This is a genomic window from Aromatoleum evansii (genome assembly GCF_012910805.1).
GTDB lineage: Bacteria > Pseudomonadota > Gammaproteobacteria > Burkholderiales > Rhodocyclaceae > Aromatoleum > Aromatoleum evansii.
On sequence record NZ_WTVK01000022.1, the window covers coordinates 57,727 to 73,336 of the forward strand.

Annotated in this window: 9 protein-coding genes; all 9 read left to right on the forward strand. The window is 64.7% G+C overall.

Annotated elements, in window-relative coordinates; translation table 11 throughout:
* The first annotated feature begins 2 nt into the window (after positions 1–2).
* The 9 genes from kdd to GO615_RS13175 all read left to right on the forward strand — a co-directional run bounded on the left by kdd (position 3) and on the right by GO615_RS13175 (position 15,472).
* Complete coding sequence (gene kdd / locus GO615_RS13135; RefSeq protein WP_169128694.1) at positions 3–1,040, forward strand: L-erythro-3,5-diaminohexanoate dehydrogenase; 1,038 nt, start codon at positions 3–5, stop codon at positions 1,038–1,040.
* Positions 1,033–2,118, forward strand: a complete 1,086-nt coding sequence (gene kamB, locus GO615_RS13140) for a lysine 5,6-aminomutase reactivase subunit KamB (RefSeq protein ID WP_169128696.1) — start codon at positions 1,033–1,035, stop codon at positions 2,116–2,118. Before kdd ends, kamB begins: the two co-directional genes overlap by 8 nt.
* Positions 2,115–3,662 (forward strand): lysine 5,6-aminomutase subunit alpha, encoded by a 1,548-nt coding sequence (gene kamD, locus GO615_RS13145; RefSeq protein WP_169128698.1) that lies wholly within the window; start codon positions 2,115–2,117, stop codon positions 3,660–3,662. Before kamB ends, kamD begins: the two co-directional genes overlap by 4 nt.
* Before the next feature lie 13 nt (positions 3,663–3,675).
* Positions 3,676–4,467 carry a lysine 5,6-aminomutase subunit beta gene (kamE, locus tag GO615_RS13150; protein WP_169128700.1) on the forward strand — a complete coding sequence of 264 codons (792 nt, stop codon included), beginning with the start codon at positions 3,676–3,678 and terminating at the stop codon, positions 4,465–4,467.
* 10 nt (positions 4,468–4,477) lie between these two features.
* Positions 4,478–4,879, forward strand: a complete 402-nt coding sequence (gene kal / locus GO615_RS13155) for a 3-aminobutyryl-CoA ammonia lyase (protein WP_169128702.1) — start codon at positions 4,478–4,480, stop codon at positions 4,877–4,879.
* A gap of 7 nt (positions 4,880–4,886) precedes the next feature.
* Positions 4,887–5,702, forward strand: coding sequence for a 3-keto-5-aminohexanoate cleavage enzyme (kce, locus tag GO615_RS13160; protein WP_169128704.1), 816 nt, complete (start codon positions 4,887–4,889; stop codon positions 5,700–5,702).
* Between the two features lie 216 nt (positions 5,703–5,918).
* Complete coding sequence (locus GO615_RS13165; RefSeq protein ID WP_211167089.1) at positions 5,919–8,114, forward strand: peptidase domain-containing ABC transporter; 2,196 nt, start codon at positions 5,919–5,921, stop codon at positions 8,112–8,114.
* A 69-nt stretch (positions 8,115–8,183) separates the two neighbouring features.
* Positions 8,184–14,051, forward strand: coding sequence for a calcium-binding protein (locus tag GO615_RS13170; protein WP_169128706.1), 5,868 nt, complete (start codon positions 8,184–8,186; stop codon positions 14,049–14,051).
* A gap of 62 nt (positions 14,052–14,113) precedes the next feature.
* Positions 14,114–15,472, forward strand: a complete 1,359-nt coding sequence (locus GO615_RS13175; RefSeq protein WP_169128708.1) for an HlyD family type I secretion periplasmic adaptor subunit — start codon at positions 14,114–14,116, stop codon at positions 15,470–15,472.
* Positions 15,473–15,610: the final 138 nt, after the last annotated feature.

A 15,610-nucleotide genomic window follows, 5' to 3' on the forward strand; every position in this document is an offset into this window, starting at 1 on the left:
GGATGAAGCACGGTTCCCCCTATGGCACGCATCGCGTCGTCGAGCCGCAAGGCGTGCTGCCGCAAGGCGCGTGGAAGATCGACAACACGATGGCGCTGTGCGACAACGAGATCCTGATCGACGTGTCGGCGCTCAACATCGACGCCGCGAGCTTCACGCAGATCAAGACCGAGGCCGAGGGCGACCTCGGCCGCATCGCGGCGAGCGTGCGCGACATCGTCGGCCAGCGCGGCAAGATGCACAACCCGGTGACGGGCTCGGGCGGCATGCTGATCGGGCGCGTCGCGGCGATCGGTCCGAAGCTGGCGGGCAAGATCGACCTGAAGGTCGGCGACAGGATCGCGACGCTGGTGTCGCTGTCGCTGACGCCGCTGCGCATCGATGCGGTCCGCGTCGTGCACGCCGACAAGGACCAGGTCGAGATCGACGGCCAGGCGATCCTGTTCGAGACGGGGCTGTACGCGAAGCTGCCGGACGACATCCCGGAGAAGGTCGCGCTCGCGATCCTCGACGTCGCCGGTGCGCCGGCGCAGACCGCGCGCCTGGTGCGTCCCGGCGATGCGGTCGTGGTCGTCGGCGGGGGCGGCAAGTCCGGCACGCTGTGCACCTACGAGGCCAAGAAGCGCGCCGGTCCCGCGGGCTGCGTGATCGGCGTGTCCCCCTTCGACAAGGACTGCCGGCGCATGAGCGAGCTCGGCTGGGTCGATCACGCGCTGCGGGCGGATGCGACCGACGCGGTGGCGATGATGGAGGCCGTGTCCGAACTCACCGGCGGGCGCATGGCGGACGTCGTGATCAACTGCGTGAACATCCCGAACACCGAGATGGGCAGCATCCTGTCGACGCGCGACGGCGGCAAGATCTACTTCTTCTCGATGGCGACGAGCTTCACCGCCGCCGCGCTCGGCGCCGAAGGCGTGGGCAAGGACGTCGAGATGATCGTCGGCAACGGCTACGCGAAGGATCACGCGGTGTTCGCGCTGGAACTGCTGCGCGAATCGCCCACGCTGCGCCGCCTCTTCGAGACGCTGTATGTCTGAGGCGCTGGCCATGACCGGGAGCGCGCTGTGGCGCGAGATCCGCGCCGCCGGCATGACGACGCTGGCAGTGATGGGGATGACCAAGAACACCGGCAAGACGGTGTGCCTGAACCATCTCCTCGCGCATGCGCACGCCCAGGGCACGACGGTCGGCATCACGTCGATCGGCCGCGACGGCGAGGACCGCGACCAGGTGTTCTCGATCCCGAAGCCGCCGGTGCTCGTGTGGCCCGGCAGCCTCGTCGCCACCGCGCGCGACACGCTGTTGCGCGCGAAGGTGCGCTGGAAGCAGATCGGCGCGACCGGCATCGAGAGCCCGATGGGCGAGATCCTGATCGTGCGCGCGCTCGACCATGGCGAGATGGAAATCGCCGGCGCGTCGCGCAGCTCCGACCAGCAGAAGGTCATCGCGATCCTGAAGGGCTGCGGCTGCGCGCTCGTGCTGCTGGACGGTGCGCTGGGGCGCAGCCATCACGCATCGCCCGCGATCGCCGACGGTGTCGTGCTCGCGACCGGCGCGGCGATCGGCGGCGGCATTGCCGACGTGATCCGCAAGACGCGCGACCGGCTCGCGATCCTCGGCATCCCGGCCGCGGACGAGGTGCTGACCGCGCGTTGCATGGGCGTGTTCGCGCACGGCGGCATCGGCGTGTGGAACCGCGCCGGAGACTGCGTGTTCGACGCGCGCATCCCGACGCTCAATGCCGCATCGACGCTGCTGGGCCTAGACGAACCCGCGATCCAGACGGTTGCCGTCAGCGGCGCCGTCGGCCGCGCGCTGTGGCACGCGCTCAACACGCTGCTCGCGAAGCATCCGGCGCTCGCGGTCGTCGTTGCCGACGGCACCAAGCTCTTCATCGACGCGACCGACGTCGCGAGCTTCACGGCGAAGGGCGGGCGGCTTGCGGCTTTCAGGCGCATCCGCATCGCCGGCATCACCCTCAATCCGTTTTCGCCGCTCGGCGGCAGCTTCGACGCCGGGGACTTCCTCGACGCAGCACGCCGGGCCTTCCCCGATCACGTCGTCAGCGACGTGATGCGCGAGGAACACACTATGCAGGAAGGAGTTTTCGAATGAGTCAGCTCAATCTGGACCAAGGCCAGATCGACCGCGCGCGCGAATCTGCGCGCCGTATCGCGCACCGCGTGTTCGACGACATGAGCCAGTACACGACGACCACCGTCGAGCGCGCGACGCTGCGCCTGATGGGCGTCGATGGCGTGGACGACAATCAGATCCCGCTACCGAACCGTCTCGTCGCGCATCTGCAGGAGCAGAAGCTCTTGGCGCACGGCGCTGCGAGCGTTGTCGCGGGTGCGATGGCAGAACATGCACTGACCGCCCAGCAGGTCGCCGAAGCGGTCGCTGCCGGCAAACTCGTGCTCGCCCGTCCGAAGCACGACAAGGCCGCGCGCCAGTCCGCCGAAGCCATCGCCGCGAAGATGTGCGAACACATCGCCGCCCAGCGCGCCGTGCGCTCACAGCAGATCGACAAGGTCGGCGAGGCGCGCACGCCCTGGCTCTACCTCATCGTCGCGACCGGCAACATCTTTGAAGACATCGTCCAGGCGCGCGCCGCCGCGGAGCAGGGCGCCGACATCGTCGCGGTGATCCGCTCGACCGGCCAGAGCCTGCTCGACTACGTGCCCTACGGCGCGACGACCGAGGGTTTCGGCGGCACCTACGCGACGCAGGAGAACTTCCGCCTGATGCGCGCCGCGCTAGACGAGGTGGGCGCCAAGATCGGCCGCTACATCCGCCTGACGAACTACTGCTCGGGCCTGTGCATGCCCGAGATCGCGGCGATGGGCGCGATGGAGCGTCTCGACATGATGCTCAACGACTCGATGTACGGAATCATCTTCCGCGACATCAACATGAAGCGCACCTTCATCGACCAGTTCTTCTCGCGCATGGTCAATGCCTACGCCGGCATCATCATCAACACCGGCGAGGACAACTACCTGACGACCGCCGACGCGTTCGATGCCGCGCACACGGTGCTCGCGTCGCAGCTCATCAACGAGCAGTTCGCGTATATCTCGGGCCTCAAGCCCGACCAGATGGGCCTCGGCCACGCCTTCGAGATCAACCCCGACCTCGAGAACGGCTTCCTGTGGGAAGTCGCGCATGCGCAGCTCGTGCGCCAGGTCTTCCCCGAGGCCTGCCTGAAGTACATGCCGCCGACGAAGCACATGACGGGCAACATCTTCCGCGGTCACATCCAGGACGCGCTGTTCAACGTCGTCAGCACGCTCACGGGGCAGAACATCCACCTGCTCGGGATGATGACCGAGGCGATCCACACCCCCTTCATCCAGGACCGCTTCCTCGCGATCCAGAACGCGAAGTACGTGTTCGGCACGATGCGCGACCTGCACGACGAAGTCGAGTTCAAGGCCGGCGGACGGATCGAATCCCGCGCGCAGCAGGTGCTCGCCGAGACCGTCGGGATACTGGCCGACATCGAGAAGATCGGCCTGCCGGCGGCGATCGGTCGCGGCACCTTCGCCGACATCTCGCGCACGATGGACGGCGGCAAGGGACTCGACGGCGTGATCGCGAAGTCGCCCGACTACTACAACCCCTTCCCGGACCTGATGCTGGCGGGAGCGAACTGAGATGAGCGCCGACATGAGCAAACACCTCACTTTACACACGTCCGAAACGGTCGCCGAAAACCGGGTGGAGCCGAATTTCGTCAAACCTTATGGCGACACGATGAACGACGGCCGCGTGCAGCTTTCCTTCACGCTGCCGGTCGCCCTCGACGAGAACGCAAAGGAAGCGGCGCGCCAGCTCGCGCTGGAAATGGGCTTCGACGAACCGGCCGTCGTGCACGCCGAGGACATGGGGCAGGGCTTCTCCTTCTACGTCCTCTACGGCCAGTGCAAGCACCGTGTCGACCTCTCGCGCATCAAGGTCGCCAAGCCCGAGTTCGAGACCCTCGACAAGGACGCGATCAACGCGCTGATCGCCGAGAAGATGGGGCGCAAGATGGTCGTCGTCGGCGCCTGCATCGAGACCGACGCCCACACCGTCGGCATCGACGCCATCATGAACATGAAGGGCTACAACGGCCACAAGGGGCTGGAGAGCTACCACGAGGTACGCGCGATCAACATGGGCGCGCAGGTCGACTCGGAGGAACTCGTTGCGCGCGCGATCGAGGAGCAGGCCGACGTGATCCTCGTGTCGCAGGTCGTCACGCAGAAGAACATCCACCTCGACAACCTCACGCGCCTGTCGGATCTCCTCGAAGCCGAAGGCATCCGCGACCGTGTGATCCTCGTCGTCGGCGGCCCGCGCATCTCGCACGAGCTGGCGAAGGAGCTCGGCTACGACGCCGGCTTCGGCACCAAGTCCTACGCGGAGGACGTCGCGTCCTTCGCGATCAACGAATGGATCAAGCGGCACACCGCATAAGGGACACAACATGAATAATGAAATCACCAGCCTCATCCGCCTGCGCATCAGCGCCCACGACGCCCACTACGCCGGCGAGCTCGTCGACGGCGCAAAGATGCTGCAGCTCTTCGGTGATGTCGCGACCGAACTTCTGATTCGCAGCGACGGCGACGAGGGCCTCTTCGTCGCCTACGACAAGGTCGAATTCCTTGCGCCCGTGCGCTCCGGCGATTTCATCGAGGCCACCGGCCGCATCGTCGCCATGGGCAAGACCTCGCGCAAGATGGAGTTCGAGGCGCGCAAGGTCATCGTGCCGGCCGGGATCAAAGGCCAGCCTTCCGCTTGCGACGTACTGTCGGAGCCGATCGTCGTCTGTCGCGCGTCCGGTACCTGCGTGGTGCCGACAGAGTGCCAGCGCAACGTGCGTTGAGCGCGCCATGGACAAGCTCATCATCACCGCCGCGCTGACCGGCGCCGAAGTCACGCGCGAGCAGCAGCCCGCGCTGCCGGTCACGCCCGACGAGATCGCGCGCGCGGCCGAGGAGTGCGCCGCGGCGGGCGCCGCCATCGTGCACGTCCATGCCCGCTACCCGGACGGCACGCCGACGCAGGACAAGGCGATCTACGCCGAGATCATCGAGAAGATCCGCGCGCGCTGCGACGTCATCGTGCAGGTGTCGACCGGCGGTGCGGTCGGCATGACCGCTGCCGAGCGTCTCGCGCCGGTCGAGCTGCGCCCCGAGATGGCGACGCTGTCGATGGGCTCGGTGAATTTCGGCGACGACGTGTTCCTCAACCCGCCGGCCGACATGGAGCATTTCCTCCACACCATGAAGGAACTGCGCGTCAAACCCGAGTTCGAGATCTTCGACGCCGGCATGCTGCACAGCCTGCAGCGCTGGATCAACAAGGGTGTCGTCGCGGGTCCGGTGCATGTCGACCTCGTGCTCGGCGTCCCCGGTGCGATGGCCGGCACGCCCGAGTCGCTGATGTTCCTGCGTTCGCAACTGCCCCACGGTGCAACGTGGACGGTTGCCGGCATCGGCGCCGCGCAACTGCCGCTCGCCGCGATGGCGATCGCGCTGGGCGGGCATGTGCGCGTGGGCTTCGAGGACAACGTCTGGTTCCGCAAGGGGGAGCTTGCAACCAGCAACGCGCAACTCGTCGCCCGCATCGCCCGCATTGCGCGCGAAATCGAGCGCGCCGTCGCGACGCCCGGCGAAGCGCGGGCGCTCCTGCGCATCGAGTCCTGAGTCTTCCCAGAATGGGCCCGTCCTTGCGCAAGATTAGTCGGAGGTTTTGATGCCATTAGAAAATACTAAAGTGCTAACGAATTGCTGAATGCATAGGTAAATGGTATTTAAATCTTGTTTATGAAATGTTGAATCACTATCATGCGGAGCCCTGAAATTATGCGATAACGATTCGGCATCGAGCATACGACTGCCGACCGGGAGGAGACTGGCGGTATGCAGATGGTCCGCTTTTCAAGAGACTCGTTTCTCTGGGCTTTGAGCAGCCTGTGTCAGCTTCATCGTCGCCCGTTTTCTGCGGAACTGCTCCTGCGCGATATCGCTCCCGAGTACGATCTGGAAAAACTGGTTGCGGCACTTCCGCGTCTGGGACTCAAGGTCAGGACGCTGAGTGTCCCGGTGCGAGGATTCGACGAGGTCGCTGCGCCCCTTCTGGTTCTGCTTCATCCCGGTTCGCCGGATGCGGATCCGCAGCCCGCCACGGAAGGTGGCATGGATGGCGATCCGGTGCTGTCCTGTACCGCAGTTCCTGCACTCCTCCTGCGTGCGGACCGCGACAGGGTTCTGCTGCTACGCATGGGGGCAAACCAGCCCGAAACGCTGAACCGGGCCGATGTCGAGGGTGCATACGCCGGAACGGCCCTTCTCGCGACCCCGGATTCGACCGCCGGGCATCCCGATCCTGATTCGCAGGGGGTAACGCGTCGATTCGGGCTGCGCACGTTCGCCGCGGAGATGCTGAGGCACCGAATCGTGTGGCGCGACGTGTTGCTTGCATCCCTCGCGCTGCAATTGGTGGCACTGGCCACACCCCTGCTCACGCAGGTCATCATCGACAAGGTGATCGTCCATCATTCGACCAGCACCCTGCAGGTCGTTGCGGCAGCGCTCGTGCTTTTCGCAGTCTTCAGTGCGGCCCTCAACTGGCTGCGCCAGTACCTCATCCTGCATACCGGAAACCGCGTTGACGCCGTTCTCGGCAGGAGCCTGTTCGAAAAGCTGGTGCGCCTTCCGGTTGCGTACTTCGAGAAGCGCGCGACCGGTTTGATCACCACCCGCATCCAGGCAATCGAGACCGTGCGCCAGTTCCTGGGCGGGGCAGCCGTTTCGCTGGTCATCGATACGCCATTCCTGCTTCTCTTCGTTGCCGTGATGTTCTATTACAGCTGGCAACTGACCCTGATCGTCCTTTGCATCCTGACCGTCATCGTGGCAGCGAGCCTGCTCGTTACGCCGATCCTGCGCGACCGCATGAACAAGCAGTTCCAGGTCGGTGCACAGAACCAGGCATTCCTCACCGAGTACGTCAGTGGCATGAGCACGGTGAAAACCCTGCAGATGGAAGCCCAGGTAACCGAGAAATTTTCACGCAACCTCGCCGATTATCTTGAGGCGAGCTTCAATGCCCGCCAGCTCAGCAATACCTACAACGTATTCTCCGGCACCCTCGAGCAACTCATGACCCTGTCGGTGTTGTGCGCCGGGGCATGGATGGCGATGACCCGTGAAGGCTTCAGTGTGGGAATGCTGGTGGCTTTCCAGATGATCGCGGGCCGGGTGTCGGGGCCGGTGATGCGCATGGTCGGAATGTGGCTGGAGTACCAGCAAGTCAGCATTGCCGCCCGTCGCCTCGGGGACATCATGGATGCTCCCGCGGAGCCTTATTCACTGACGCCCTCGCGCGCGCGCAACTCGGACTCGACCGTCACGATGTGCGACGTGAGCTTCCGCTATGGGGACGATCGTCCCTACCTGTATCGGGGCTTCAACCTGACTTTGGCGCCTGGCAAATGTGTCGCCCTCATGGGGCCGTCCGGCGCCGGCAAGAGCACCCTGGCCAAGCTTCTGTTGGGCTTCGTGCAACCGACCGACGGCCAGGTGAAACTGGGCGAACTCGACATTCGCCATCTCGGCGCCAACGAATTGCGCGGCAACTTCGGCGTGGTGCCTCAGGAAACGGTGCTCTTCTCGGGGACGATATACGACAACCTGCTAGCGGCCGACCCGCACGCCAGCTTCGATCAGGTGATCGAGGCATGCAAGATGGCAGACATCAACGCCTATATCGAATCCCTTCCCCAGGGCTATCAGACCCGTGTGGGCGAGCACGGCTCCGGACTCTCGGGTGGTCAGAAGCAACGACTGGCCATTGCCCGCGCGCTGCTCAAGCGACCGCGCATCCTGATCTTCGACGAAGCCACCAGCGGTCTCGATGCGCCCGCCGCCGAGGAGATCGCTCGAACCATCAACCGCCTCAAGGGGCGTGTCTCGGTGCTCTTCATTGCGCATCACCTGCCGCGCGGCCTGCGTGTCGACGAGGTGGTCACGCTTGGCGATATGGGGCACGGGCAGCACCTGAGTGTGTTCGGCCGGCGGGAGGAGCCGGTTCCGATGGCGCCCGCGACGACCTGATTGGCAGCACCAGCAGCACCCGTTCGACGGAAATTCTCAACGCAACAACTCTTCTGCAAAGGACTTTCAATGGCGACATACACCGGCACGCCACAGGCGGACTCCCTCAAGGGCGGCGTGGGCGACGACCAACTCTGGGGGCGCGACGGCAATGACACCCTCGACGGCGGCGCAGGCAACGACACGCTCTACGGCGAGATGGGCAATGACACGCTGCGTGGCGGAAACGGCAACGACCTGCTCGATGGCGGCAGCGGTGCCGACAACATGGCGGGTGGAACCGGCAACGACACATACGTCGTCGATAATGCCGCAGACGTGGTTACCGAGTCGCTAAACCAGGGTACCGACACAGTTCTGAGCAGCGTCAGCTATGCGCTGGGAGCGAACCTCGAGAACCTTTCCCTGACGGGAGCGGAGAATCTCAACGCGACCGGCAACACCGCCGCGAACGTACTTACCGGTAATGCCGGAAACAATATTCTCGACGGCAAGGCAGGCGCCGACCAGCTCGACGGTGGCGCGGGCAACGACACGCTGCTGGGCGGCACGGGCAACGACACCTACCTGTTCGGGCGCGGCGACGGTGTGGATACGATCAGCGACTCGGACACGACCGCGGGCAACGTGGACACCATCCGCTTCGAAGCCGGAATCACGCCGCAGGACGTGCAGCTCTATCGTGACAGCGCCAGCAACCTGTACCTGGTGCTGGGCGGCACGGGCGACCGGGTGGTGGTGAGCGGCTGGTTCGCCTCCGTGTCCAATCGCGTCGAGCAGGTGCAGTTCGCCGACGGCACGACCTGGAATGCTGATGTGCTCGCTGCGGCGGCGTTTGCGATCGAGGGCAGCGCCTTTGGCGAGGGGCTCAACGGCAACGGGTCAGCAAACCTGATCTTCGGGCGAGACGGCGACGATGTTCTGTCCGGCCAGGACGGCAACGACTTGCTGCTCGGCGAGGGTGGCAAGGACACGCTCTTTGGCGGTGCCGGCAACGACGCGATGGAAGGCGGAGCGGGCAACGACGTGCTGCGGGGCGACTGGGGCGCCGACGTGCTCAACGGCGGCCAGGGCGACGACTTCCTGGGGGGGGACGGCGGCTCGGACACCTATGTCTTCAACCGCGGCGACGGCCAGGACACGATTTACGACTTCGAAGACTGGCGCTCGACGGCAGTCGACACACTCGCCTTCGGCGCGGGCATCAAGCCCAGTGACGTGACGCTGACGCGCATCGGCACGGAAGAAGGCTCGCTGAAGCTGTCGATCAACGGCAGCACCGACAGCATCACGGTCGCCAACTGGTTCATCGGCACCGAGTACCGCATCGAGCAGGTGAGCTTCGCCGACGGCACTGTCTGGGACACGGCGACGCTGGCGGCTGCGCCGTGGGAGGTGCTGACGGCGCCGATCGTGGGCACGGACAACGGCGAAATCCTTAATGGACGCAACGGTGGGGACGAGACGCTCGAGGCCCGCGGCGGCAACGACATCGTGTACGGCTATGCCGGCAATGACGTACTGCGCGGCGAGGCGGGCAACGACACGCTCTATGGCGGTGCCGGTAACGACGTCCTCGAAGGCGGTGAAGGCAACGACGCGCTGCGTGGGGACTGGGGCGCCGACGTGCTCAACGGGGGGCAAGGTGACGACTTCCTGGGGGGAGACGGCGGTTCGGACTCCTATGTCTTCAACCGCGGCGATGGCCAGGACACGATCTACGACTTTGAAGACTGGCGCTCGACCGCGGTCGACACCATCGCCTTCGGTGCTGGTATCGATCCCGCGGACGTGACCCTCGTACGCCCGAGCGCGGCGACCAACCACCTCAAGCTGATCATCAACGGCACCACCGACAGCATTACGGTCAGCAACTGGTTCATCGGCACTGAGTACCGCATCGAGCAGGTGACCTTCGCCAACGGCACCGTGTGGAATACCGACTTCCTCGCCGCGGCGCCGATCGCCATCGACGGCACCGAGGGCAACGACACGCTCCACGGCGATGCCGCGAACAATCTCATCTCCGGCCTGGGCGGCGATGACGCGCTATACGGCTATGGCGGCGTCGACCAGCTCGATGGCGGGGCGGGCAACGACACGCTCGATGGCGGGGCGGGCAACGATACCTATGTCTTCGGGCGTGGCGACGGTGTGGACACGATCAGCGACTCGGACACGACCGCGGGCAACGTGGACACCATCCGCTTCGAGGCCGGAATCACCCCGCAGGACGTGCAGCTGTATCGTGACAGCGCCAGCAACCTGTACCTTGTGCTGGGCGGCACGGGCGACCGGGTGATGGTGAGCGGCTGGTTCGCCTCCGAGGCCAATCGGGTCGAGCAGGTGCAGTTCGCCGACGGCACGACCTGGAATGCTGATGTGCTCGCTGCGGCGGCGTTTGCGATCGAGGGCAGCGCCTTTGGCGAGGGGCTCAACGGCAACGGGTCGGCAAACCTGATCTTCGGGCGAGACGGCGACGATGTTCTGTCCGGCCAGGACGGCAACGACTTGCTGCTCGGCGAGGGTGGCAAGGACACGCTCTTTGGCGGTGCCGGCAACGACGCGATGGAAGGCGGAGCGGGCAACGACGTGCTGCGGGGCGACTGGGGCGCCGACGTGCTCAACGGCGGCCAGGGCGACGACTTCCTGGGGGGGGACGGCGGCTCGGACACCTATGTCTTCAACCGCGGCGACGGCCAGGACACGATTTACGACTTCGAAGACTGGCGCTCGACGGCAGTCGACACACTCGCCTTCGGCGCGGGCATCAAGCCCAGTGACGTGACGCTGACGCGCATCGGCACGGAAGAAGGCTCGCTGAAGCTGTCGATCAACGGCAGCACCGACAGCATCACGGTCGCCAACTGGTTCATCGGCACCGAGTACCGCATCGAGCAGGTGAGCTTCGCCGACGGCACTGTCTGGGACACGGCGACGCTGGCGGCTGCGCCGTGGGAGGTGCTGACGGCGCCGATCGTGGGCACGGACAACGGCGAAATCCTCAAGGGACGCAACGGTGGGGACGAGACGCTCGAGGCCCGCGGCGGCAACGACCTGGTGTACGGCTACGCGGGCAATGACGTACTGCGCGGCGAGGCGGGCAACGACACGCTTTATGGCGGTGCCGGCAACGACGTGATGGAAGGCGGCGAAGGCGATGACGTCCTCTATGGCGACTATGATGCCGTGGCCGGGGCCGACACCCTGAACGGCGGCCTGGGCAACGACATCCTCGCGGGCGGGGAGGGCGCCGACACCTACCTGTTCAACCTCGGCGATGGCCAGGACTTCATCGACGACTACGCCGACTGGCGCTCGACCGCGGTCGACACCATCGCCTTCGGCGCGGGTATCGATCCGGCCGACGTGACCATCCTGCGTCCGGCCACCGCGACGAATCAGCTCAAGCTGGTCATCAACGGCACGTCCGACAGCATCACCGTCCACAACTGGTTCCTGGGCCTGGGCAACCGCATCGAGCAGGTCACCTTCGCCGACGGCACGGTGTGGAATGCCGATTTCCTCGCCGCGGCGCCGATCGCCATCGACGGCACCGAGGGCAACGATACGCTCCAGGGCGATGCCGCAAACAATCTCATCTCCGGCCTGGGCGGCGATGACGCGCTATACGGCCATGGCGGCGCCGACCAGCTCGACGGCGGTGCGGGCAACGACACGCTCGATGGCGGCGCCGGTGCCGATACGCTCAAAGGAGGCGACGGCGACGACCGCTATATCGTCGACAACGTCGGCGACGTGGTGATCGAGACAGTCCCTGCCGCCGCTCCCGGCACCACTGCGCCTGCGATCGCGCTCATTTCACGCGACGGGACCGGCGACCAGCTTGCCGCGACCTTCGAAGGGCGCATTGGCGTGTCCGCCGACGGCCGCTACGTCGTGTTCGGCGCGCAATACGCGGGTAGCAGTGGAATTGTCTTGAAGGACACCGAGAGCGGGGCGTTGAGCTACATCGCGAGCGGCAGCGAGAAGAGCATTTCTGCCGACGGCCGGTACGTCGTATTTTCCAGCGCCGATTCGACCCTCGTTGCCGGTGACACCAACGGCACGGACGACATCTTCGTCAAAGACACGCAAACGGGCCAGGTCGTCCGGGTCTCGGCCAGCGTTACCGGCGAAGAGGCCAATTCGTATAGCGAATACGCGCAGATCAGCGCCGACGGCAAGTACGTGGCCTTTGTCAGTAGTGCGAGCAACCTGGTTGCCGGCGACACCAATGGCGAGGTCGACGTCTTCCGCAAGAATCTGGAAACCGGCGAAATTGTCCGCCTGTCGGATACGCCTGCCGGCACGGATGGCAACAGCTATGTTGGTACAGTGACTGCAATCTCGGACGACGGTCGGTTCGTTACCTTCGAAAGCCGTTCCTCCAATCTCGTTGATGGTGACACCAACAACACTTCGGATGTGTTCCTCGCCGATGCGGAGCTGGATACGGTGATCCGTGTCTCGACCACGTCGAGTGGCGCGGAAGGCAACGACAGCAGCGGCTATCCGGAAATCTCGGCCGACGGACGTTACGTTGTCTTCGATTCTGACGCCCAACTCGTCGAGGGCGACACACCCGACACGGCCGACATTTTCCGCAAGGATACGGTGACAGGCGAAGTCCTCCGGGTGTCCACAAGCTTCGACGGCTCGGCACATGACTATGGGAATTACATTCCCGACGTGTCGGCTGACGGCCGCTTTGTCGTTTTCCAGAGCAGTTCGACCAGACTCGTTGCCGGTGACACGAACGCTGCTCCCGACATCTTTGTCAAGGACATGCTCACCGGGGAGCTTGCGCGGGTATCGGTAAGTGCAACCGGAGAGCAGGCGAATTCGTGGAGCAACAGTCCCAAGATTTCGGCTGATGGCCGGCTCATCACCTTTGTCAGTGATGCCAGCAACCTGGTCGAGGGCGACAGCAACGCCGGCGTCGACCTTTTCCAGGTCGCCAATCCCTTCCTTGCAGACATTCCGGAGAGCCACGATGTGGTCGAGGCATCGATCTCCTACTCGCTGACCGATCAGGTCGAAAACCTCGTGCTTACCGGGACGGCCAGCATCGACGGTACCGGCAATGCCCTGGACAATGAAATCGTCGGCAATGCCGCAGCGAACACCTTGCTCGGAGCCGGGGGCGATGACGTGCTGCGTGGAGGAGCCGGCAATGATCTGATCGTTGGCGCCGATGGTGTCGATATCCTCGAAGGCGGTAGTGAGCAAGATATCCTGGGCGGCGCAGACAACCACGATGCCATGTTCGGCGGAACCGGGTCGGACCATATCTACCTTTATCAGGGAGATGTGGTTGCTGGTGGTGCCGGCGTCGATTGGGTGAACTTCAATGAGGGAGCCGATGTCGCGCTGTTCAATCGTGGCGACGGGGCCGACATGTTCGTTGCAGACGGCGCAGCTCAGGACACGCTCTCGCTCGGAACGGGCATCAGCTACTCCGACCTGGCCCTGCGCCGTGATGCGGACAACCTGATTCTCGATGTCGGTTCAGGGGAAAGCATCACGCTGCTGGACTGGTACGCTCCCGCGAATTTGCGCAGTGTTGCCAATCTGCAGGTGATTTCCGAGGCCATGGCCGGCTTCGATGCCGCCGGTGCCGATCCGCTACTCGACAGCAAAGTCGAACAGTTCGATTTTGCGGGCCTCGCAGCCCGCTTCGATCAGGAAATGGCCGCTAATCCGGCCCTGACGAGCTGGAACCTGTCATCGGCCCTGCTCGAGTTCCATGTGTCGGGCAGCGATACCGCCGCGATCGGGGGCGATCTGGCCTACCAGTATGGCAAGAACGGCACCTTGGCCGGAATCGGGGTCGGTGCGGCGCAGTCTGTCCTTGGCGACGCACAGTTCGGTGTGGCGGCGCAGACGCTACAACCGCTCGCTCAGTTGCAGGAGGGCGTGGTCAAGCTGAGCTGAAAGACATGACCGGAGGCGCCGGTCGTTCGGCCGGCGCCGTTTGCCCATTTGATGATTGATTCATGCCCAATCTGAGCCGTGTATGTAGTTTGAAGGCCGAGGCCGGCGAGTTCGCGCCCGGCCTGTTGCGTTTTGACGCTCCTCCGTCGCCATTCCCGCGAGCGGTGATTCTCGTACTGGTGTCATTGCTCGCCGCGCTGATCCTCTGGGCCTGGTTCGGCAAGCTGGATGTGGTGGCGGTCGCCAATGGACGCCTGATCCCCGTCGGACAACTGAAGGTCGTGCAGCCGCCCGAGTCCGGAATCGTCACCGAGCTTCTGGTGCGGGAGGGTGACCGGGTGGCGGCCGGGCAGGTCTTGATGCGGATGGACCCCTTGCTCAACGAGGCGGATCGCAAGTCGGTGACCGCCGAGTTCATGCACAAATCCTTGCAGTTGCGGCGTATCGACGCTGAGTTGTCCGGCGAGGCGCTGAAGCCGGGCGCCGACGATCCTCCGGCCCTCCACCTGGAATATGCCCGGCAACTTGCCGCGAATCGGCAAGCGCTGGACGATGCCTTGGCGCAGGAGGCCTCGAATCTCGAACGCGCCCGGCAGGAGTTGGCGGCGGCCGAGCAGATCAGGCGGAAGCTGGAGGCGACTCTGCCGGCTTATCAGGCGAGTGAAGAGGCATTCAGCCGGCTTGCAAAGGACGGATACGCGGGAAACCTGGCGGCCATGGACCGACAGCGTCTGCGTATCGAGCGGGAGCAGGATCTGCGTGCGCAGGAGCATACGATTACCTCGCATCGCGCGGCAATCGAGCAGTCGGAGCGGCGATTGAAGGAGATGAAATCGCAGCATCGTCAACAGTTGCTCCGGGAACGCGTTGACGTCTCGGCTGCTTACCAACGGCTGGAGCAGGAGGTGCGCAAGCTCGAGCACCGGGGGACGCTGCTGGAACTGAAGGCGCCGAGTGCCGGGATCGTGAAGGATCTTGCAACCCACACGGAGGGAACGGTAGTTGCGCCGGGCACCGTGTTGATGACGGTTGTGCCCGACAGCGATCCACTGGTGGGGGAGGTGTGGATCGATAACCAGGACATCGGCTTCGTTCACCCGGGACAGGAGGTGCAACTCAAGCTGGCAGCCTTCGCATTCCAGAAATACGGCATGGTCCGCGGAAGTGTGAAACATGTGAGCCCCGATGCGACGGAACCCGGAAAGGGGGCGGCGGACGGTTCGGGCCGGGCGCAGGGGGCGCCGATGTATCGAGCACTGATTGCATTGCCCTCACCCGTGCTCGTAGCCGATGGACGGGACTATCCGCTGACGACGGGTATGCAGGTCACAGCCGAGATCAGGATCGCTGAACGGACCGTGCTGGAGTATGTGTTTTCGCCCGTCGGTGGTGCATTCCATGAAGCTGCACGCGAGCGATAAGCCGCTATGTAGCATGGTCGGGCGCGTGAGCAGCCTGTCGAACACGGCCGTCTGAGGTCGGTCGGCGGGCGTCGCGATGATAAGCATCGCCGATCGGCGGTGCTCCCATTGCAGCCCTTTCGGGGTACTGGCAAGCGC